The sequence below is a fragment of the Acinetobacter sp. NRRL B-65365 genome (genome assembly GCF_001605865.1).
GTDB classification, from domain to species: Bacteria; Pseudomonadota; Gammaproteobacteria; order Pseudomonadales; family Moraxellaceae; genus Acinetobacter; species Acinetobacter vivianii.
Genome location: NZ_LRPD01000011.1, coordinates 14588 through 35776, shown reverse-complemented (window position 1 = coordinate 35776; position 21189 = coordinate 14588). Strand labels below are relative to the sequence as shown.

The window sequence follows — 21189 nt, the reverse complement described above, 5'->3', positions numbered from 1 at the left end:
AAAAATAATTGGTTATCTTCTGTAATGAATTACAAAAAAACAGGGAAATGAATTTTGAATAAAACAGAGCTATTTGAATTATCTCTAAAGATGATTCTGGAACTAAAACAAGAAATCATTAAAAGTGAGGTTTATGATTGTGGGCCGAGACTGGATTTGGCAGAACAATGTATTTACATCTCATTCGAACATGGGATCGCTGTAAATACACTGCTGACCACTGAGCTAGCTACTCAGGCAATGATATTACTTCGAGCTCAATTTGAAGCAGTGGTGAGGGCTTATTGGATCTTGTTTATTGCATCGAATCACCAAATAACTAAACTAACTTTTGGCTATACTTTTGAAGAACAATTTGAAAGTGATACATGTCCAATGGTTAGTGAGATGCTAGAAAAACTTAGTTCTGCAAATTTAGAAGCCAAGCCTGTCATTGAGCATTTATTTAATTTCAAAAAATATCATCTTAAACAGCTCAACTCTTTTGTTCATACGGGTAAACAGTCATTTACTAGAGATGTAATGGGTTATGCGGAAGATATGCTTCTTATCATGATGAAACAGTCAAATAACTTGATTACAGCAGCTGCACAACTCATGCTTAAACACACGGTGCCTGATAAACAGAAGTTCATACATCATCTGATTGAGAAATATAGAGAATGCTTTTATTTAGATCAGGATGTTGATGAAAACTTAAGGACAAGAGTGGATGGTTATTTTAGGTAGATCGACACGCCATCAGTTTGATGGCGCTTTGATATAGGAAAATAATTCATCTAAATTAATCTACTTAATGATGATGTATTGCTCCGGATTTACAGTCATAATCAAGTAATTATGATGGATCGGTATGGTCTCAGAATTTTTATTTTTAATGTTAGAAGTAGGAATACCTATCAGGCACTTATTTGAGCCGCAAAGAAGTAGTTTCGCGGAAACAGGATAATTTATATTGAAGCTTTTTTTAGTAATCCATTCATTCAAAAGCTCATTTTTTACAATAATATTTTCAAATGATTGGGCGGAAAATTCTTTTTGTGCTTCTTTCGCTCCAACTCGTCCAACATATATGACATAAGTAAGAACTGCAATAAACATCAAATAAAAAAGTGCAAAGTAAACATAGTGAAAGCTAAATATATTCATAGCACTATCTAATTTTTCCTTATCTTTTTTACCTTTCCAGCCCACTGAATTTTTAGCTTGATCAAATATTGGAGAGAAAAAAGGACTAAGCTTTTGGAAAATTTTTTCAAGGACAAATGCAACAACTTTTAAAATTAGGATTGAAATTTTTTTTACAGGTAAAAATATAAGAAGGAATAAAAATTTAGATATACAAATCAATAGTATAATTGCAATATAAACCCATATCTTAGAAATAATTTTCCAAAGTATAAGAAATACAAAAATAAAAATGCCTAAAATTATTTTAGAGACACTTTCATAAACATCTTGTTCTTGAAGAGCATTGACTAGGGAAATAACTATAAAAACAACAAAGATAAAAAAAAGAGTGAGAAGGTTATTAACCCATCCATAAATTAAATAATCTTGGAAGCTGAAGCCGAGTGAAGACTGATTATATCCAAAAAAATGGGTATAGCTATCCAAATAGATGTAGCCACAAGTGAAAAGAAAAATTGAAATTATTGAGCTTAAAATGGCAAAGTCTATACTTAGTTTATATTTCATAGTGTTGATTTATATAGATGTTAGATTGTTAAAATTTTGTTTGGGACAACGAGTTCAGTATTTTATTTCGCATTAATTCATGTTGATTTACCTTCATTACATTCGTTTCTAAAAGATCATTTGGTAATTTGATTTAGATGATGTTCTTGTAAGCTGAGTACTTATGTGTCCTGTATATTAGATAAAATAAGATTTCTGTATTTTAACGTTAATCGATCAGCCTCAGCATTCACAATATGCATCTTCTTATGACAATTCGGGCAAAGTGCCACAGTATTTTCAACCGTATCAGCACCGCCGTGTGCTAACCATTCAATGTGGTGAGTCTCCAGGTAGGGCTCTCCATTCGCATCTTTGAAAGGAGCAGGTTGCTCACATAACTGGCAAATACCATTAGCCAAACGTTTTGCTAACTGAGCAATAGAATCCGAACGGATGTAATATTTAGTCTGGGTATTACGATAGCTAACTTCTGTCTGTGCTGAAGCTTTGGCATCCGCGATAAGTTGCTCAGTCGATTTTCTTTTATATTTACGCTGCTTCTTCTGGCTAGCTTTAACGATAGTCTCAACACTAATTGTAGTACGAGTATCTAATAGCTTAAGCGGGAAGATCCAAACGTTACGATCATGCTTATTCGCATCTGGCTGAATCTTTTGATAGGGCTCACTAATAAGCGTAACAGGGCCCTGGTAAATATATTCTTTATCTGTGAATACTTCGAATAGATGAACCGAAACACCGTTAGTATGGTTATCAGCGAGCGTTTTATTCTGACTTTTAAGCTCTTGGTTCCCAACTTGTCCCATACCGGTGTAATGAAGCTCATCACCAATCCATCTATCTTCATAGATAGATTCAACGTGATTCGAAATGATCACTAGGGTATTTGTTTTAAGAGACCGGCGCATTCCACCTTGTGGTGAACAACCAAAATATTCACAAAGTCCTGCATTATCTAAAACGGTACCAGGTTCTAAATTTTTAAAATCTTTTGTCATGCTTAAATCTTGTTATTTAGTAAATATTGGACAATAGGTAGGTCAGCTGCAGCCCAGTCAAGTTGTTCGAGCTCTTCTATGTGAGACCACTTGATATCCTGGTGTTCATGTATTACCAATTCATCAATGCTCGTGGCTTCACATAAATAAGTGGCTAGTTCAATCTGGAAATCTGAATAAGAATGTTCAACAGTTAAAAGATAACTCTTTACATCAATGGTCAGATTCAGCTCTTCATAGATCTCACGTATAAGTGCTTGCTCAGCCGTTTCATTGGGCTCAACTTTTCCACCAGGAAATTCATATTTATGTGATAAATACGAATATTTATGCTCACCCTTTAGAGCACATAAATATTTCCCTTCATGGATGATTACTGCTGCTACAACGCTTAATTTTTTCATGGTGCTGATTATATGATAATTTCTTGTTTTAATGACACTACTTGACCCTGCGCAGGGCAAATGCTATTTTTACGTTATAGTGGTCGAAGTTTAAGTAGATCATGGAAATTAAAGCTCATCGAAAGATGGGCTTTTTTTGCTCTATAGTTCTCTGTGATATTGCTGTATTCAATTAAAAAAACTTTATCTTGATTATAACATGTAAATTACTTGCATCTTTTAAGCACATGATTTAACAATACTACGATGCATGTAATTAATAAAGGATGAGTAGAGTGATTGAATACATTCCTGACATGGAACAAGAGCAAGAAAGTTTGATTACTGCAAAATTTGAGGCGGCCCATGAGAGGCGTAGAAGAATTTTGAGAGAAAGAAGAAGGATGAACTCGATTGAAGAATTGAGCACATCTTTAAGGTTTAAAGTTATAAGTCATGTACGTAGTTGATAAAAACCATTTCTGATATACATGTTCTTGGCAGGCCTTTTAAATTTATGTGTTAAGCTGTGAATCATAAATTTAAGGATAAGTATGATGCACATCTGTATAGGTGGTGATTTAGACGGTGTAGTAGTGACTAACCGTGAAGGAACATACTTTGAAGCAAGCGAGATAGATTCAACTAAAAAGTCTACATACAATCGGCAAAGCTATATCATTGGTGAAAATACATATCGTTTTTGGCTTTGTGCTGAATTGCCTTATGCAGTAACGACCAGGATTGCGAATAATTACTTAGCTCAAAAATATCCATATCTATCGTAATCTTTTTTACAAAGGATTTAGCTCATCGAAAGATGGGCTGTGTGTATTAAGAACGATATTAAATCAAAAAAACTGTTCAATAAAAATTAAAAAAGCCCCTCAGATCTGAGAGACTAGTCATATCAATTTTAGGGAATGAATGGTTGTAATTTCTTAAATAACTAAACAAATCAAATTGATAAAGGTAGTTAATAGTAAAATAAATCAGTGCACTAATTTACTCTTTATAGTAACAGAACCTAAAGTTAGTTAAGGTTCTATTAATAAGAAATTATTTGTTGTTAGGATCTGGTTGTTCATTATTTCCTGACTGGTCTTTATCGAGACCTGGAACTTGTGAAGGTTGAGATTCAGTTGGGGAATTTACTTCCGTAGGCTCATTTGATTGAGCTTTAATTGTATTTGCATGAGCGGTTGTATTTTGTGAAAAACTTTTGAAACCTGACATTTTTATCTTCTTAACATCACTGTGGAGAGCCCATAGTACGCTTTAAAAGCCGTTACACTACGGTAGTTATAAGACCTATATGTATGGATATGTGCTGCAGATGATATTTATCTCGATAAAATATTTCACAAATAAAATCAATTATATATAACTGCTTGAGACTTATCACTTAATGGCTGGAAACATACGTTGTAAATTTCAAGTAGGGGTACATAAAGAACACATATATTTTTGATCAAGATTATTTTAAAAAGTCTAAAATTAATAAAACTTGATAGTTAGAAAATTATAGTTTGTATAAATGTACTCCTAAGCATACTATGGATGATTAAACTGGAGCATATAGATGCTAAAAGATATTACAGTTGTTGATTATCAGGGTAGCGAAAGAAGTGCACAGGCATGCTATCTAGAAGAAAATACAGAAGTTACACTTTCAAGAAAACGTATCCAAAGTGCAAAAATTGAATATATTTTGATTAAAGGTGAAATTATTTATCCTACTTTAGATTGGGTTTTTAATAGTTCCGATGGTAGTAGCTACTATATAAAATAAAAGATCCGCTTCGGCGGATTTTTTATGAGATAGATAAAGGTAAAACCATATCGCTTTTGGTTATGTGTACAATTGCCCTATACTGAGACATAAGTGATTGCCAATAAATCTGGCTCAAAAGATCCATATTTATCTTAATTTAATGTGTAGAAAAGGTGACACCTCGAAAGGTGGGCTTTTTTGTTTGTTTCATATATTATTTGCTCCAAATTTACCTAACACTCATTTTTAGATCTATGAAAAAAATAATCTTTATCCTTCCTTTTCTATTGGTTGGTTGTGTTCAATTAATACCCACTGTAAAAAAGACAGGTGAAAACACCTATTTCTTAAAAACTAATGGTAGTGCTTTGGCATCATCGAATACTTTAACGAACAAATTGGATAAAAAAGCTGATGCCTTGTGTAAAGGTAAAGGTTATGAAAAATTGAGCGATGACTTATCTTTAAAGAAGAGTATGGCGTATACAACACAAGCTGGCCCAGTTCCTGTAGGGCAAATCACAGCAACATTAAATATTAAGTGTAATGACTAAAATTGAAAGACCTACTTCTGGACGTCTCATCTCTCAACCTTAATAACGTAATGTGAGTTATCTAGCATACTGTACTTAGGCATAAGAAGCCCCGCTGATATACTTGTTATTGGCGGGGCTTTCATTTTTTAAGCTCATTGAAAGGTGAGCTTTTAGGTTTTCTTTGCTATATTGTTTGTTAATTTCAACCAATCAATTATCAAAAAAATGAAATCAATCTATATTGCTTTTCTATCAATGAGTTTAACCGCTTGCATGTCACTTCCCAAAAGTCCTCAAGAGCTGCAAAATATGGGATCTGCAAAAGACCAGTTTATAGTTAATAAAGATTTGACGTCAGTTGAGGGAAATTTAGAGAAATTTTTGAATAAATGCTATAACAGTAAAAATAGAGCAAAACTAGTATTGAACCATGCACAGATAGGCCCTGAAATGGGGTTTGAAAAATCTAAAGCAAATGATCAGGTTAGCTATTCGGTTTACATGGGGGTTGACCCAAAGCTATACAGTTTGGGTATAAAAATTAATAAACTAGATGAATCTGATAGCCTAAAAATTGATGTGGTTGCTGCAACTGTTATGTGGAAAAGGATTTTCCCAAAACTCGAGAGAGCGGCTAATGGAAGTGATGAAAGTTGCCCAATGTAATTTAAAGATAATAAACACCTCCTTCGGGAGGTTTTTTATACCATTTAAACCTGTATTGCGACTCAATAATGCAAGAAAAGTTGAAAGTATTCTGATAGATTAGTATTTCCAAAAAATTATCTCTGCATATGTTTATTGAATTTAAAGATCTAAAGAAAAAAAGAAATATCGCTTTCATAAGCGTTATTTTACTTGGTTGGGGTCTTATACATCTTATGATCAATAGCAAAGGTAATATTCAGCGAGTTGAATCAGTCATATATACAGACCAAACAATATATGAAAAGTTTGGGAAGATTGAAGATTATTCTATTAGAGGGGCTGGTGATAGAGGCTATAACAAAGATATACAACTAATTTATTCTTATAAGGTTGATATCTTTGGCGAGAAAAACAAAGGTGTGATTGAATTTGATATGTATAAAGATCAAAAGCAACAAAAATATTTATACATTCTTAAAATTAGAAAGATTGGTTCTACAAGCTGGCGTTTAAGAATCGGAAAAGGTTGATCTAAAGCATGAATTCACGAGGGTGATTTAATCGCTCTTCACAAGAAAGCTGGAGCGTAAGAAAAACCACGAAATACGCCGTCGCTTAAGGCTAAGCAAAACCTTTAAGGACTGAAAAAATCACTAAAAGAATATGATTAGAAGTGATATATTTTTTGTAAAAGTTATATGAAATTTATGCATTATGATGATTTTTAATGAGCGTATGCACTTGATGGTTAAAGTACTATTATTTTTTATAAGTTTAGTAGTTATTAGTCCTGTATGCAGTGCCGATGATTTTTTCGGCAAAAAACCATCTATCTTAATTGCTAAAGATGAAGATATTCATAATAAGAATAACAGCAGTGAGAATGTAGATTTTTTTGAGCTATCAAATCAACTAAAAATGAAATGGGCAAATCATAATTTTAATCAAGCTGCGCAAGGTTATAGAGATCCATTTCAAACATCGGGTATGAGCGCTTATGACAAAGCTCGATACTCTAACCAAAATAAGTCTTTAGATAATAAAAGTTATTCAAAGATCAAGGAGTCTACACCTGATAGACGAGTCATTTCAGAAGAAGAATATCAACAGCATATGAAGCAATATAGGAAAAAGGAAATTGATGATAGAGATTTACTATACTTATTAGACAAATAATATCAAAGGTAGGATGTCAACAGCTAGTTGAACAACAATAAAATAGTTTGGTGAAATTGATTGATAAAAAATAAGCCCACTTAGGTGGGTTTTTTAATGGGTGAAATTTATGGAAACGGCAAAATATTTCGAGCTCACAAGGAAACATCCAACCAAAACTAAACCCAAAAGCAGACCACTTCCGAAAGCCAAACAATCCTATTTAGATACATTTGAAGATCTGGAACGTGCTTTACAAATATTAGAGATTAAGTACGAAAAGCTTTTTCAGTTTAAATCAACAAAACACTGGCGTTACGACTTTCACCTTATTGAGGATAGGATCTTAATTGAGATTTCTGGTGGTCCTTGGTCTGGTGGCCGTAAAGGTAAATTGGCAAATAAAGCTTGGAGTCTGGATAAATATGATCAGGCTTGGGAAAAGGGTTACACCGTTGTAAGGATTGAATCATCTAGCCGATACAAGATTGATGAATCAAGACCAACGCAGATTGAAGCAAGCTACGCAGACCAGTGGCTTAAAAGTATAAAGAGGCAGAAATTTAATGAGCCAGATCAGACCATTTCCACCAACGGAATTGATGGATAAAGCAGAAGAGGATGAGGCGATCCGTTTAGCACCGGCACCAGACCTAATGCAGTGGGTAATTGATAATTTCCTAACAATTGGTGGACCACTACATAATCCAGACCATGATCATATTGCTGAACTCATCCATGACAGTGAAGAGTTTCTGGCGTTTGCTTGGGCATCATCTGCTTGTGTAGCCAAAAAGCGTATGGTCCTCGGCCAGTGTGAAAAGGTGATGTTCAACCAAGGCGGCTGGCGTAAAGCTCGACAAGAGCAGCAGATGCGAGACTGGTTTGGTTATGTGCCAGTTTACCTCATCACTATTGATGCCAGTTTTTGCGAACAAGCTTCAGATCGGGACTTTTGTGCATTAATCGAACATGAGCTCTACCATATTGGAGTGGAGCGAGATCCCGAAGATGGTGAGCCTCTCTACAGCGATATGACAGGCCTGCCTAAACATTATCTTGCTGGCCATGACGTTGAAGAGTTTGTGGGTGTCGTTAAACGATGGGGAGCAAGCGAAGACGTGAAGCGACTTGTTGAAGTGGCGAAGCAAACGCCGTTTGTAAACGATGTAAATATTTCCAGATGCTGTGGTACTTGCATAATCAGTTGAGCCTTTTGGCTCATTTTTTTTATCTATTTTGCTTTACGTAGCTTTACGAAGAGGTAGGTATGGCGGCACTTAAAGAGCCTGTTAAAATCTTTATAGTTCAGTCGCTTGCTTGCATGGAAACACCTCAACAGGTAGCGGATGCTGTAAAGCAAGAATTTAACATTGAAATTGAGCGACAACAGGTAGCTCTCTACGATCCAACAAAAGCAACAGGGAAAAATCTAAGCAAGAAACTGAAAATCTTGTTCGAAAAGACACGTGAAGATTTTAGGAACAATGTTTTTGATATTCCACTGGCCAATAAGTCATTTCGTATTAATGAACTGCAAAAGATGTATGACACAACCAGGAACAAGGTCACTAAGCAGAACATTATTAAGCAGGTAAAGGATGAAATGCATGGTCATTCAGCACAGTTGCTGGATCTTGCATTAAAACAGCTTGAGATTGAAAAAATCAGGAATGGTGACGGCGAAGGTGCTGACGATCCAACACCAGTAAAAGTAACCATACAAGTTGTAGATGCGAGTAAGAAAGATGCCGAATATCAATCCGACACTGAATGTGCCTCAGGCTAATTTTTTACAGATGGAGAAGAAGTTCCGTGCTTTTGTTGCTGGGTTTGGTTCGGGAAAGACTTGGGTAGGATGCTCAAGCTTATGCAATAAAGCATGGGAGTTTCCCAAAGTTCCATTGGGTTACTTTGCACCGACTTACCCGCAGATCCGTGACATCTTCTTTCCTACAATTGATGAAGTCGCATTTGACTGGGGGCTTAAAACCAAGGTTTATGAAACCAATAAGGAAGTCGATATTTATTATGGCCGTCAGTATAGAACTACAATCATATGTCGCTCTATGGAAAAGCCCGCAACGATTGTCGGTTTCAAGATTGGTCATGCGCTAATTGATGAGCTTGATGTTATGGCAATGCTTAAGGCGCAGCAGTCATGGCGTAAGATCATTGCACGTATGCGATACAAACAAGCGGGTTTGCTAAATGGTATTGATGTTGCCACCACACCTGAAGGCTTTAAGTTCACTTATGAGCAATTTGTAAAAGAAGCCAATTCAACACCAGCTAAGCGGGCACTGTATGGAATGATTCAGGCTTCAACCTATGACAATGAAGCCAATCTGCCAGATGATTATATTTCATCGTTGTACGAGTCTTATCCGCCACAATTGATTTCAGCTTATCTGAAAGGGCAATTCGTAAACTTAACCAGTGGTGCTGTATATCCAGACTTTGATCGGGTTCTCAATCATACGGATGAGGAAATTAACCCGAATGAACCTTTACTCATCGGGATGGACTTTAACGTACTGAAAATGGCCGCCGTGGTTTATGTCATTAGAGAAGGTCATCCCCGTGCATTAGATGAACTGGTGGGAGTGAGAGACACACCGACTATGTGTTATCTGATCAAGGAGCGTTTCCCAGAGCATGACATTACAGTGATACCAGATGCCTCAGGTCAAGCGACTTCTTCCAAAGGCTTTAGTGAGTCAGATCATGCAATTCTTAAAAGGAATGGTTTTAAGGTGGAAGTGAACGGCGTTAACCCTGGCATTAAAGACCGGATCAATGCTGTGAATGCCCAGATCCTGAATGCAGAGGGTGAGCGGACTTTAAAAGTAAATACCAATAAATGTCCAAACTTCACTGCAACTTTAGAACAGCAAATTTACGACTCATTTGGAATGCCTGATAAAAGTGCTGGTCTGGATCACGTGGGTGATGCAGGCGGTTATCCGATAGCCAAGCGATTTCCAATCATTATCCAGAAAGTATTTAAACGGCGTCGTATCGGCGGTATGTCTTATTAACCAACGCACCTTTTACAGGTGCTTTTTTTATGGTGTTTTTATGGCAGTTACTGATAAACATCCGCAGTATATTGCTGCACAAAAAAGCTGGCAGATGATGCGTGATGCCATTGCTGGTGAAGAACAGATCAAGCAGGCGACTATTCGTTATTTGCCTAAATCAGCGGGCATGATCGAGGCTGAGAAGCAGGGTGATACTACAGGTGAGATCTATAAGGCTTATGTGAACCGAGCTCAGTATCCATTATGGGTTCAGGATTCATTACGGACCATGATTGGTCTAGTCTCCAAACTTGAGCCAGATATCGTGATTGAAAGTTCTTTGCTTAAAGGGCTGATCAATAACGCAACCAATGACGGTTTTGGGCTTAAGCAGCTGTTTATCCGCGTATGTGTAGAACTACTGGAATGTGGGCGCTGTGGCTTATTGGTGGACGTAGATGGTGACGGCGTACCTTACTTTGCAATGTATGACGCGTTATCAATCATTAACTGGAAAGAGAACAGCATTGGTGGCCGTAAGGATCTCAAGCTGTTGGTGCTCGAGGAGCAGTTTGATAATAGCGAAGATGAGTTTGGCCACGAAACCAAAATTGTGCACCGTGTCTTATCTATGCAGGATGGTGCTTTAACGGTTCGGTTATTTGATGGGGCTTTACCTGAAGATAAAACGCCAGATCTAGGCGGTAACCAGCTTTCTTTTACGCCGTTTGTATTCTGCGGTACCACAGACAATTCACCGCATGTCGGATCGGTACCACTATTAACCATGGCCAAAGCTGCTTTGAAGTATTACCAATTGAGTGCGGATTATTACCAGTCCTTGCACCATACAGCGCATCCTCAACCTTGGATTAGTGGTTTAGATGAAGGAACCGATATTAGTGTGACTGGAGTCATGGCCGTTTGGGATCTACCAAAGGATTCAACCTGCGGATATTTAGAAATTTCGGGTGATGGGATTGATATGACCAAGAAGGAAATGGATGCCCAAAAGAATGCAGCACTTGAAGCTGGTGCCAAAGTGATTGATACCAATGCTCAGGAATCAGGTGAAGCCCGCCGTGCACGTCAGGATGATCAGCATGCCAGCTTACACAGCATTGTGATGTGTGCTGCTGAAGCTATTGAACAAGCTCTTAAGTATGCGGCTCAGTGGTTGAAGCTGGATCCTTCAAAATACTCATTTACTGTTAAGCCTGAGTTTGTTGTTCAAGTAACGGATCTCAATCTGGCCAAACAGCTTTTTGAAGGTGCACTACAAGGTAAAAACTCATTTAGAACATATTGGGAATATATCGCTACGGGTAAATTGCCATCACATGATTATCAGGATGAGTTGCTACGTGTTGAAGAAGAGCGGGATAGCCTGCCGTTATAAGGGGGCTAAATGGCTTCAAATGATCATAAAAATCTGATTGAGGTACTGACTCAGCACCAAGCTTATTTATATAGAGTCTCATCTCAATCGGTGAATGAATTAACCAGGTTATTTAATTCTGAATCAGAACAGATGCTGTCTAAGCTTCGGGATCTGCTGGATGAGTTAAGTGATGCTGAGAAGGTGGCCTTAGCTGGTGGCCAATACACTACAATCAACCTAAAAGAGATCCGTGATCTCATTTCACAGTGGTTCACCAGTTTAAGTACTTCTATTCCTGAAGTATTTGCTGTTTCCGCTACAGCACTTGCCGTATATGAAGCGAAATATACGGCCAAGCTGTACGGGGGCAAGATCAAAAAGCCAAACGGAAATAAGCTTTATTCTTCAGCGAAGAAAACGCCGTTAATTGGCGGTGCATTGGTTGATGAGTTGCTTTCCAAAATTGCTACAAGTGCTCGGCAGAAAGTTGAATATGCGATTCGCGACGGGATCAGCAGCGGCAAAACCAATCAGGAAATAATCCAGCGGATCCGTGGTACCAAGCGCCAGAATTATGATGATGGCATTCTAAATGCCAGTAAGTCTGATATCGAGCGTACGGTGAGAACAGTACGCAGCCATGTAGCGAATCAGGCGTATTTAGAAAGTTTTAAGCAGCTCGGTTTTGAATACGTAAAGCTGGTGGCTACGTTAGACGGTCGAACAACAAAGCTCTGTGCGTTTCTGGATGGCAAGGTCTGGAAAATTGGTGATCCTGAAATACGTATACCTCCACTTCATCCAAACTGTAGATCAATTCTTGTACCAGTTGATAAAGATGGTCTGTTAATCGGTGAGCGTCCTTTTGTGATGGATGAGCGCAAAGTTAAGGACATTCCAAAAGATGAACGCGAGCAGTTGATCGGCCAGATTGATGCCAATACAAAATTCAAAGAGTTTTTCAAAAAAACAGATGATTTCTTTCAAAAGGAATGGCTAGGGCCTAAGCGCTTTAAGCTCTATAAGGAAGGTAAGTTTGATTTTGATAAGTTCTTTGATCCTGAGGGTGAGCTTTACACACTGGAACATCTTAGGAAACTAGATGGGCTAAAATTTAAGGAGCTTGGAATTTAACAAACGTAGAGGTAGTTACTATGTTAAAGGTATCAATTTGCGAATGCAGGACGCGCAAGGAAGAATTAGAAAAGGCTTTAACTAGTCAGATTGCAGAATTGGTCAATAAGTTTGAAATCGAAACAGGGGTAAATATTCGTGATATTTACCTGAATTTTACTGATGTGTCTGAGATTGATAGGCCTGATAGATATGTGTTTACGAGCGTGACAGTCAAAACGCAAGAATCTGATTAATGTTTTAAATGAAAATGGTGATCTTTATTTGCTGTTAGCTCAGCTTTAATATCTCCATTCATCTGTTTTTTCTAAATTTTAATTCTCTATCGCTATAATCCCAACGACGTAAATCAAAGTACTTATTTGATTTTACAAAGATTCGTTTTTGTTATCTGGGGAATGACATTAGCTAATGAATAAAACGTACATTATTCTGGGTATAAGTTTTATATTCATGTTTGGGGTTATATGGAAATCTAATCACGATAGGTTGAATAGGGAGCTAGAGAAGCAAGAGCAATTTCAACAACACACGCAAAAAATGGCTGAGATGGAAGTAGAGCAACAAGTAAAATTGCAACAAGAGGCAGCGGAGAAAACCAAGAGAGATCAGCAGCGTGCAATTGACAATGAGAATGCTAGACTTGAGACAGAAAGATTCGAACGTGAAATGAAAGAACAAGAACTTGCTAGATCTAGAGAATATGCTAGTTCAAATGAAGAAGAGGACCCGTTAAGGCATATTTATGATTAGGGTTATTCATCCTATGAATGGTTTAGAAGTTCAGCTTATATCTTATTAAACAACATTCACTATTTTTCTATGCGAAGCCGACTTTAACAATGTCGGCTTTTTTGCGCTGAAATAATCACAACTCCTTACGTACCGCCTTCGGGCGGTTTTTTATTGCCTTGAGATAAGGCTCAACTTAATCAAACGAGAGGTTTGAACATGTCATTGACATTTATTGTGGATTCACTGGACCAGATCAAAGAAGAACATCGTGGTTTGTATGTTGAGGAGAACGGGAAATTTCGCCTTGACCTTGAAGGCTACGAAGATCCCAAAGGTTTGAAGTCTGCACTACAAAGCGAACGTGATGCCGCTAAGACAGCACAATGCGAATTACAACGCCTACAGAAACAGTTCGAAGGGATTGACCCTGAAACCGTTAAAAAGTTATTTGCCCAACTGGAGCTTGATGAAGATGCAAAGTTAATTGCTGAGGGCAAGGTGGGTGAAGTCATCCAGAAGCGTACCGAGAAGATGCGTGAACAACATGACAAATTATTGACTGCTGAAAAAGAACGTGCGGATAAGGCTGAAGCCTATGCCAATAAGTTTAAACAATCCGTGGTTCAAAGCCAGATTGTACAGGCTGCTCTTGAACTTGAAGCATTACCAGAAGCAACTGTTGATATCGCATTCCTAGCCCAGTCTAAATTTGTACTTGATGACGATGGTAAGGCCATCGCAGTTGATACGAACGGCGATGTCATCATTGGTAAAGATGGCAAGACGCCATTATCACCAAAGGAATGGGTTGAAACCTTGCGTGAGCAAAAACCTTACTTTTGGCCAAAAGCAAATGGATCGGGTTCACCTGGCAGTACTAATACCAAAGCTCAAGTCGACATCACCAAAGCTGATGGTTCAGTAAACCTTACTAAATTAGCCCAATTACGAAATGAAAATCCGCAGTTAGCCAAAGAACTTGCTGCAAAACACGGTATTAAACTTTAATTAAGGAGAAGGCCAAATGGCTGAAACAAAAATTGCTGATGTAATCGTTCCAGAATTATTCACTCAGTATGTTCTAAACAAAACTACCCAGAAGTCTGCTTTATGGCAGTCAGGCATTGTCGGTGAGCTGGATGTTGAAGTGGCATTTGGTACTCAAGGTGGTTCTACCGTAAATATCCCATTCTGGAATGATCTGGATGGTGAGTCTGAAGTTCTTTCAGATAGTCGTGCTTTAACTGTAAATAACATTGCAGCAGGTCAGGATATTGCGATTTTACATGCCCGTGGTAAAGCATGGGGTGCCAATGACTTAGCCAAGGCATTGTCTGGTGATGATCCATTGGGTGCGATTGGTGATCTTGTTGCAGATTATTGGGCTCGTGAATTTCAGGGCTTTACAGTGAATACGCTTAAAGGTGTGTTTGGTTCTGACAGTATGGCCAGTAATATCCACGATATTTCAGCGGGTGCAGGCGCTGCTGCGGTGATTGACGGAGTTTCTTTTATCGATGCGTCTTATAAGTTGGGTGATGCTGTTGATAAATTAACTGCAATTGCTATGCACTCAGCAACGATGGCTGCATTGGCGAAACAAGGTCTGATTGAAACTGTACGTGATGCAGATGGTGTTGTGCTTTATAAAACTTTTATGGATCGCCGTGTCATTGTTGATGATGGTATGCCAGTTGAAGGTGATGTATTTACTTCATTCCTGTTTGGCCAAGGTGCAATTGGCTTCCAGGATATCGGTGCACCAGTAGGCGTGGAAACAGATCGTGACAGCTTGGCTGGTTCCGACATTCTAATTAACCGCCGTCACTTTGTACTGCATCCTCGTGGTATTAAATGGGCTGGAGCAATGGGTATTGCACCGAACAATGGCGGTCTTTCGACAGAAAGTAACTGGGAGCGCGTATACGATCCAAAGCAGATTCGTATTGTGGCATTCAAACATAAGGTCAAATAACGAAAAGGCGGGTAATCCCGCCTTAATTTTTTTGGAGATCCTTACATGGGACTTTCATCATTTAACCGAGCACGGGAACGACAAATGACACAAGAAAAAGTGAACGAACTTGAAGAACAACTAGCAGGCGTGAAAGGTGAGTTTATTGCATTCAAAAATGATCCTGATGCAATGAAGGCGCGTATTGCTGAGCTGGAAGCAGGTGCAAGTGCAGGTGATCAGAATCCAACGGGTGTAGGTGATAACCAGCCGCAAAATGATCAGCAGACTGGTGATGATCAGGAACAGGATAAGCCTGTTGATTATTCATCACTCAAGGTTGATGAAATCAAAGCTGTATTGACCGAAAAAGGCATTTCATTTGACGGCGTTACCCGTAAAGACGACTTGCTTGCACTTATCCCACAAGAGTCAAAGGAATAATCCATGAGCTTTATCACTGAACAAGAAGCGATTGAACATGTACAAGGCTTTGATGCTTTATCTGCCAGTGATAAGGCTGATTATTTGCAAAAATCCGAAGTCTATCTGATCGCCCGAAATGTGAAACCTTATGAAGATGTAACATTAGTGCCTAAGGCATTAAAGTTGGCTTCATACGAAATCATTAAGGGCATCATGAAAGGTGAGCTGTACCAAGGACAGGAACAGGCCTTAAAACGTAAAAAGGTTAAGGCTGATACGGTGGAATCAGAAAAGGAATATCAGGATGGATCAGTAAAGCTGAATGCAACTGAGCAATACATTCTGGATCTGATTAAGCCATTTAACAAGCGTTCTTCAGTCTTCTTTATCCGGAGGATCTAATGGGTTTACGGGACGAGCTGCAGGCAGACATTGCTGAGGCGTTTAATGAAGATTTGGCCGATGCCGTTCAATCCTTTTCGTGTGAGCGGATCATCAAATCTGATTGGGATCCTCTGACCGAAACGCATAAAACGATTAAAGAGAACTATTCTGGCCGTGGAGTGCTATTTGGTTCATACAATCAATACGAGATCCAGATGCTTGGAGTCTTGGCCACCGATAAAAAGGCGGTTGTTCTGCAGAAGGAAGTAACCATGACACCGCAAATTGATGATGAGTGGTTTACACCACTGGGTAAGTTTCGAGTCATGCATATTCAACAGGATCCAGCTGAAACAATCTGGAAATGTCAGTTGAGAAAGGTGTAAATGAAATTTGAATTAGATAGGAGTTATTGATTACTATCTATATTATTTTTAATGGATATTCTAATGGTTAAGGCTCCAATTTATAGACGGTTTAAACTACTATCAGATCAATTTGAGGAAGTTAATGGGAGATCACCAACTATACTCTTAATTGGTGAAGCTACATTAATGGACCTGAAATATGAAATTTATGCCAATAAATCTGATTACTTTATGAATAATTTATTAAGTGATAATGATCGTAAATATCATGGACTCAGAATTCAGTTATCTGATGAGCCTACTTGCTTTGAATTGAAATGAATGAAACCCACTTCGGTGGGTTTTTTATTGGAGGAAAAATGACTTGGACAGTTTATAAATTTCACGACAGTGTTCAGGTGGTACCTGATGATGATCTGAAACCACACACACTTTTCCACTGCGAATGCCATCCCGATTTTAAGGATGGCATTTTTATTCACTATTCATTTGATGGGCGTGAGAACTATGAAACGCCTTTGCCAAGTTAGTGAGGATCCATGGTAAATACAAACTATGTGCCTGAATGGTATATGTCACCATTTCAGCATATCCAATATACGCTGGCCCGCAATCAACTTCATATGGATCTGTTATTTGATGACATGCAAGAGTCTGATCAGTTTCTCTCAATCGAGGGAGCAGCTGCACAAGTTGATTATTATCAGGAAGGGACTTATGCGGTCGTTCAACTTGGCGATACCTCAGGGCGAGTTCTCATTGAAGTATATGGGCTGCTTTTGCATGAAGCGGTGCACATCTGGCAGCGAGTTAAAAAACTTATGGGTGAGCGTGAACCAAGTACTGAATTTGAAGCCTATTCAATTCAAGCGATCGCTCAAGATCTTTTTGAGATGTATGAAGCAAGTGAGGTGAAGGATGGCATGGAAGGGCAAAAAGCCGACTGAATTCGCCGTGCAGGTTGTCAGTGATTCAGAAGCGCATGTAAAAAATATCGTTATGGATACCGTTCAATCCTTGGTTGTTTCCAGTCCAGTCGACACAGGCACTTATCGTGCTTCTCACATAGTCTCTATTGGATCTGTTGACATGGGTGTTCGTGAACCTGAGGTAAATGCCAATCAGGATGCTGCAATCCAAGCCGTTAAAATCAAGCTGGGTAATCTGGTTTATATCCAGAACAATTTACCTTATGCAGAACGTCTGGAAAATGGTTGGTCTGATCAAGCGCCACAGGGAATCTATAGCACCACGTTTAACTTTATCTCTCAAAAGTACGGTGGCTAAAATGGCAATGACATTAGAGCAGGCAAGACAAGCCATCATTGCTCGCATGCAGGGCTTCACTGGTATCGATCAAGTGCGAATCCAGTATCCCAATGCGCCAGAATTTAAAGTGCCTGAAATTGGCGTGTGGTGTCGTTTAACGATTGTGGGTGGATCAAGCTTTATTTCAGGTATTGCTGACAAGCCTTGTACACGGCGAACCGGCAATATCATCATTCAATGCTTTGACCGACTGCATACTGGAGAGAAAACAATTACTGAGCTCAGTGATGCATTGCTCGCTCATTTCGAGTATTTCAGTATTGAGCATCTTGAGTGTTTGCAAGGACAAGCAATCAATGCTGGCAAGGATAGCGATTTCATCCAGTACAACGTAACGATCGGCTATAAAATCAATTAAACCAGTTTAAATATTTTTAACCCCTTACCACCTCATCGGTGGTTTTTTTATGTCTATAGGAATCACTTATGAGCAATTTTGTTTTTAAGCGCGGTGACACCTTTAACCTGAATCTGCAGCTTGTCGATATGGACGAGGCTCTGCAATTTCCACCGGATGATGTACGTCGTGCGATTAACCTAACCGGTTATGCTTTTACATCTCAGGTGAAAGCTTTGAGTGACGGTGCTGCTGTTGCCACCTTAACCTGTACCGCCTTAAACCAGACGAATCAAAAGGGCTGGTTGAATGTGAAGTCAGGTACCAGCACAGCAGCATGGCCATTGGGACTAGTACATATGGATATTAAAGCGGTGGTAGGCGGCGTAATTCAACATACTGAAACTTTAACGTTTCAGATCATTGATGGAGTGACGGCTTAATATGGCAAATCTTATTTTTAAATTTAACTGGGATCACCGACCTTTTCCCTACAATACAGGCCAGGGTAAGCGCCAATTCACATTGCCATTTGCCTCAGGCATTCCAAATCTGACACCTGATATTTCGCAAGTACAAGGTGCGGGTACAGCAGCAAAAGCAAATCTTGGTGCAGAAGGTAATAATGTTCCTGTGGCGAAAGATGCTTTTAAAGCTGCTCATTTTAATCCAGTTGATGTCTATTGGTCTGGTACTGGAGCAAATCCGCCCCCATCTCCATTTGCAGATCTTAATGAAGTGCCTACTGGTACCCGAGTATTACTTCCCAGAACCATTGGTGATATAGCGAATAGACCTACGGGGTTGCAAGCTAGTTTATTCTATTTAGAAACGAAAGGTACTTTTTCGACTGGGGGTGGCCGGTTACAGATTGCATATTCTTATGGAAGCTTTTCTGACTTTGCTGTGAGAACTGCAGCTTCAGATAATAATTACACACCTTGGCGATACTGTGTCACAGCAGCCTCACCAATAATAATTGGAACTGCAGCTAGTGGTGATTTAACAAATTCAAATAGAGACAGTACTCAAGGGCGTGTTTTAAGAGTAGGTGATTTTGGATTAGGAGGTAACGCTCTAAATTTTGGTGGAGCATATGCCACAACAATAGCGGTCGATAATGATCAACAATGTGGTTTTATTTCTAAAGGCTCGACAGCTGCCGTTGGATATGGGGGTGGCTGGGGGGTAAAAGTCGGTAATTCATATCGAGCCATGTATATTGGATCGACCAGTTCTTTGACTCATTCAAGGCGTGCTCTTATCGTCTCTATTCCAAATACTACACTTTCCCCAGATGAACAGGTAGCAGCTGCTCAAGTGATGGAAATTCTTCATTCGATGAATACTCAAACTGATTCAAATGGTTTTATTAAAGCAGCTTCACCTGTCGTTGATCTTTATGCTGAATCAATTGAGCCAAACAGTGAAGCCAAAGAGCAAGATATTAAATTTTTCCGTAATGATGTAGGTTGCTATCTCTTGCAAGGAACTACAGGATTTGCAGAGGAAGGCTGGTATATCGAAGTTCCAAAGGATGCTAAAGGAAACATTCTTGTAAGTGTGGAATATGAGACATTAGAAAATGGCGATATCTCCATTAAAACCTACAAGAAAAAATTTGATTTTGAGACTGCTTCGATTGTTTCTGATCTGGATAATCCAATGGATATCCCTGAAGGACGGTTTATCAGTATTCGCTTAAACAGTCTGCCAGCACCAGAATACGAACCAGATTTAGATAATGAACCTGAGTTTGATCCAGCTGATACTAAACCACCAGTAGAGTTTCAGCCTACAAATTTAGCGCAAGCCGTAGCAGCTGCTATGGAAGGCTTAGAGCCACCAGAGATCCAGAACGAACCTTCTAACGAATCACTTTAACAACCCGCTTAAACAGCGGGTTTTTTAATGCCTAAATTTTGGAGAACAATAAATGAGTTCAGGCGCAAAAATCCGGTTATATGCTTGTGAAGAAGCAGTACTCGGTACAACTCCAGCAAATCCAGTGTGGTACACCGTTCGCCGTGTATCAGATGGATTATCAGAAAACGTTTCTACTGAACAAAGCAATGAAGTGGTGGATTCACGTTTTCGTCAAGGTGCATCAGTTACTGAAGCTGAGGTGACTGGCCAACTGGAATTTGAATTATCACTTGGGACCTTTGACTTATTCCTGAGTGTGCTGGCCTTTAATAACTGGGCCGCTAATTCGTTAAGTTTTGGCGGTGGCGTACGTAAGTCTCTAACCTTGGTAAAAGTCTATGAAGATGTTAGCCAGGTATTTATCTATCGTGGTGTACAGGTCAACACGGGTGAAATCACCATTCAGACCACAGGAAAGATCACAGGTAACTTTGGTCTGGTCGGTAGCTTTTTTACCCGTCAGCAAGTCAATCCAGTGACCAATCCGGTACCAGCTTCAAGCCGTCCAGTGGTCAGCATGCCAAATGTTGAAAAATTACTGATCAATGGTCAGTCGATTCAAGGTAAGGCTTGTTTGCAGACACTCACCATTAACTTTAATAACAACCTTGAGGCAATCCGTTGTATTGGATCTGGTAAATACACGCCAGAGTTCTACTTAGAGAAAATGATGGATATTGGTGTAAACGGTAATTTCATGTTCTCGGCGACATCTGCCGCATGGATTGATGCAATCAAAACCCGTGACGTGTTTACCTTGGGATTCGATATCACGGACAACAAAGGCAGCAAGTACTCTTTGAATTTTCCTCAGCTGGAAGTCATGGAAGCCAATCATCCAGACGGCGGTGGTGATGACATTATCACGGTAGATATCAACTTTGCCCAGGTACGTACCAGCCCAACCATTGTACGTGCGTTGTTGTAATAAGCGCGTACACAAGTATTCATCTAATTAAAACCAAGCCTGTGCAGTGTCATGGGCTTTTTTTATTGC

Annotated in this window: 31 protein-coding genes; 27 read left to right on the top strand and 4 right to left on the bottom strand. The window is 39.0% G+C overall.

The annotated features are described in order from the left end of the window. Nucleotides 1–54: 54 nt before the first annotated feature. On the top strand, nucleotides 55–729 hold the full coding sequence (locus AWW72_RS19425; RefSeq protein ID WP_171254690.1) for a DUF6988 family protein: 675 nt from the start codon (nucleotides 55–57) through the stop codon (nucleotides 727–729). A 60-nt stretch (nucleotides 730–789) separates the two neighbouring features. Here AWW72_RS19425 and AWW72_RS06930 read toward each other — a convergent pair whose 3' ends face one another. From AWW72_RS06930 to AWW72_RS06920, 3 genes are all read right to left on the bottom strand, one after another. After that, nucleotides 790–1617, bottom strand: a complete 828-nt coding sequence (locus AWW72_RS06930) for a hypothetical protein (protein WP_155858547.1) — start codon at nucleotides 1615–1617, stop codon at nucleotides 790–792. Between the two features lie 242 nt (nucleotides 1618–1859). Next, nucleotides 1860–2699 carry an HNH endonuclease gene (locus AWW72_RS06925; RefSeq protein WP_062846858.1) on the bottom strand — a complete coding sequence of 280 codons (840 nt, stop codon included), beginning with the start codon at nucleotides 2697–2699 and terminating at the stop codon, nucleotides 1860–1862. Nucleotides 2700–2701: 2 nt separating this feature from the next. After that, complete coding sequence (locus AWW72_RS06920; RefSeq protein ID WP_062846857.1) at nucleotides 2702–3103, bottom strand: (deoxy)nucleoside triphosphate pyrophosphohydrolase; 402 nt, start codon at nucleotides 3101–3103, stop codon at nucleotides 2702–2704. A 536-nt stretch (nucleotides 3104–3639) separates the two neighbouring features. On the opposite strand from AWW72_RS06920, the gene AWW72_RS06915 reads away from it, so the two are divergent. Then, nucleotides 3640–3870 (top strand): hypothetical protein, encoded by a 231-nt coding sequence (locus tag AWW72_RS06915; RefSeq protein ID WP_062846856.1) that lies wholly within the window; start codon nucleotides 3640–3642, stop codon nucleotides 3868–3870. Between the two features lie 271 nt (nucleotides 3871–4141). Here AWW72_RS06915 and AWW72_RS19420 read toward each other — a convergent pair whose 3' ends face one another. Then, a complete protein-coding gene (locus AWW72_RS19420; RefSeq protein WP_171254689.1) occupies nucleotides 4142–4318 on the bottom strand; it encodes a hypothetical protein in 177 nt (58 codons plus the stop codon). A gap of 346 nt (nucleotides 4319–4664) precedes the next feature. Between AWW72_RS19420 and AWW72_RS06910 the strand changes: the two genes are divergently transcribed. The 25 genes from AWW72_RS06910 (at nucleotide 4665) to AWW72_RS06785 (ending at nucleotide 21120) form a co-directional block, all read left to right on the top strand. After that, nucleotides 4665–4874, top strand: coding sequence for a hypothetical protein (locus tag AWW72_RS06910; RefSeq protein ID WP_032872106.1), 210 nt, complete (start codon nucleotides 4665–4667; stop codon nucleotides 4872–4874). A 236-nt stretch (nucleotides 4875–5110) separates the two neighbouring features. Continuing rightward, nucleotides 5111–5410, top strand: coding sequence for a hypothetical protein (locus AWW72_RS06905; RefSeq protein WP_062846855.1), 300 nt, complete (start codon nucleotides 5111–5113; stop codon nucleotides 5408–5410). A 255-nt stretch (nucleotides 5411–5665) separates the two neighbouring features. Beyond that, the gene (locus AWW72_RS06900) at nucleotides 5666–6058 is read left to right on the top strand and encodes a hypothetical protein (RefSeq protein ID WP_212815493.1); all 393 of its coding nucleotides are present in this window, start codon (nucleotides 5666–5668) and stop codon (nucleotides 6056–6058) included. A gap of 128 nt (nucleotides 6059–6186) precedes the next feature. Next, nucleotides 6187–6570, top strand: a complete 384-nt coding sequence (locus AWW72_RS06895; protein ID WP_062846853.1) for a hypothetical protein — start codon at nucleotides 6187–6189, stop codon at nucleotides 6568–6570. A 214-nt stretch (nucleotides 6571–6784) separates the two neighbouring features. Continuing rightward, on the top strand, nucleotides 6785–7216 hold the full coding sequence (locus AWW72_RS06890) for a hypothetical protein (protein WP_062846862.1): 432 nt from the start codon (nucleotides 6785–6787) through the stop codon (nucleotides 7214–7216). Between the two features lie 109 nt (nucleotides 7217–7325). After that, nucleotides 7326–7805: a hypothetical protein gene (locus AWW72_RS06885; protein WP_062846852.1), complete on the top strand. Its 480-nt coding sequence runs from the start codon at nucleotides 7326–7328 to the stop codon at nucleotides 7803–7805. Beyond that, nucleotides 7762–8406, top strand: a complete 645-nt coding sequence (locus AWW72_RS06880) for a putative metallopeptidase (RefSeq protein WP_062846851.1) — start codon at nucleotides 7762–7764, stop codon at nucleotides 8404–8406. The genes AWW72_RS06885 and AWW72_RS06880 overlap by 44 nt, the downstream gene beginning before the upstream one ends. Before the next feature lie 59 nt (nucleotides 8407–8465). Further along, on the top strand, nucleotides 8466–8984 hold the full coding sequence (locus tag AWW72_RS06875; protein ID WP_062846850.1) for a DUF2280 domain-containing protein: 519 nt from the start codon (nucleotides 8466–8468) through the stop codon (nucleotides 8982–8984). Further along, complete coding sequence (locus AWW72_RS06870) at nucleotides 8944–10236, top strand: terminase large subunit domain-containing protein (RefSeq protein WP_062846849.1); 1293 nt, start codon at nucleotides 8944–8946, stop codon at nucleotides 10234–10236. Before AWW72_RS06875 ends, AWW72_RS06870 begins: the two co-directional genes overlap by 41 nt. Before the next feature lie 40 nt (nucleotides 10237–10276). Further along, on the top strand, nucleotides 10277–11617 hold the full coding sequence (locus AWW72_RS06865) for a DUF4055 domain-containing protein (RefSeq protein ID WP_062846848.1): 1341 nt from the start codon (nucleotides 10277–10279) through the stop codon (nucleotides 11615–11617). A gap of 9 nt (nucleotides 11618–11626) precedes the next feature. Beyond that, nucleotides 11627–12733 (top strand): minor capsid protein, encoded by a 1107-nt coding sequence (locus tag AWW72_RS06860; protein WP_062846847.1) that lies wholly within the window; start codon nucleotides 11627–11629, stop codon nucleotides 12731–12733. Nucleotides 12734–12753: 20 nt separating this feature from the next. Next, nucleotides 12754–12969 carry a hypothetical protein gene (locus tag AWW72_RS06855; protein ID WP_062846846.1) on the top strand — a complete coding sequence of 72 codons (216 nt, stop codon included), beginning with the start codon at nucleotides 12754–12756 and terminating at the stop codon, nucleotides 12967–12969. A gap of 175 nt (nucleotides 12970–13144) precedes the next feature. Further along, nucleotides 13145–13486, top strand: coding sequence for a hypothetical protein (locus tag AWW72_RS06850; RefSeq protein ID WP_249409153.1), 342 nt, complete (start codon nucleotides 13145–13147; stop codon nucleotides 13484–13486). 198 nt (nucleotides 13487–13684) lie between these two features. Then, on the top strand, nucleotides 13685–14476 hold the full coding sequence (locus AWW72_RS06845; protein ID WP_062846845.1) for a hypothetical protein: 792 nt from the start codon (nucleotides 13685–13687) through the stop codon (nucleotides 14474–14476). A 16-nt stretch (nucleotides 14477–14492) separates the two neighbouring features. Beyond that, a complete protein-coding gene (locus AWW72_RS06840) occupies nucleotides 14493–15443 on the top strand; it encodes a major capsid protein (protein WP_062846844.1) in 951 nt (316 codons plus the stop codon). A 45-nt stretch (nucleotides 15444–15488) separates the two neighbouring features. Next, nucleotides 15489–15866: a HeH/LEM domain-containing protein gene (locus AWW72_RS06835; protein WP_062846843.1), complete on the top strand. Its 378-nt coding sequence runs from the start codon at nucleotides 15489–15491 to the stop codon at nucleotides 15864–15866. A 3-nt stretch (nucleotides 15867–15869) separates the two neighbouring features. Beyond that, nucleotides 15870–16250, top strand: coding sequence for a hypothetical protein (locus AWW72_RS06830; protein ID WP_062846842.1), 381 nt, complete (start codon nucleotides 15870–15872; stop codon nucleotides 16248–16250). Next, nucleotides 16250–16618, top strand: coding sequence for a hypothetical protein (locus AWW72_RS06825; protein ID WP_062846841.1), 369 nt, complete (start codon nucleotides 16250–16252; stop codon nucleotides 16616–16618). Before AWW72_RS06830 ends, AWW72_RS06825 begins: the two co-directional genes overlap by 1 nt. Before the next feature lie 341 nt (nucleotides 16619–16959). Then, nucleotides 16960–17130: a hypothetical protein gene (locus tag AWW72_RS19415; protein ID WP_171254688.1), complete on the top strand. Its 171-nt coding sequence runs from the start codon at nucleotides 16960–16962 to the stop codon at nucleotides 17128–17130. Nucleotides 17131–17139: 9 nt separating this feature from the next. Further along, nucleotides 17140–17547: a hypothetical protein gene (locus tag AWW72_RS06810; RefSeq protein WP_062846839.1), complete on the top strand. Its 408-nt coding sequence runs from the start codon at nucleotides 17140–17142 to the stop codon at nucleotides 17545–17547. Then, a complete protein-coding gene (locus tag AWW72_RS06805; protein WP_062846838.1) occupies nucleotides 17519–17887 on the top strand; it encodes a hypothetical protein in 369 nt (122 codons plus the stop codon). Before AWW72_RS06810 ends, AWW72_RS06805 begins: the two co-directional genes overlap by 29 nt. Nucleotide 17888: 1 nt before the next feature. Further along, nucleotides 17889–18287, top strand: coding sequence for a hypothetical protein (locus AWW72_RS06800; protein WP_062846837.1), 399 nt, complete (start codon nucleotides 17889–17891; stop codon nucleotides 18285–18287). 68 nt (nucleotides 18288–18355) lie between these two features. Continuing rightward, nucleotides 18356–18709, top strand: coding sequence for a hypothetical protein (locus AWW72_RS06795; RefSeq protein ID WP_062846836.1), 354 nt, complete (start codon nucleotides 18356–18358; stop codon nucleotides 18707–18709). A gap of 1 nt (nucleotide 18710) precedes the next feature. Continuing rightward, nucleotides 18711–20150 carry a phage tail fiber protein gene (locus tag AWW72_RS19625; protein WP_062846835.1) on the top strand — a complete coding sequence of 480 codons (1440 nt, stop codon included), beginning with the start codon at nucleotides 18711–18713 and terminating at the stop codon, nucleotides 20148–20150. Nucleotides 20151–20202: 52 nt separating this feature from the next. Further along, nucleotides 20203–21120 (top strand): phage tail tube protein, encoded by a 918-nt coding sequence (locus AWW72_RS06785; protein ID WP_062846834.1) that lies wholly within the window; start codon nucleotides 20203–20205, stop codon nucleotides 21118–21120. Nucleotides 21121–21189: the final 69 nt, after the last annotated feature.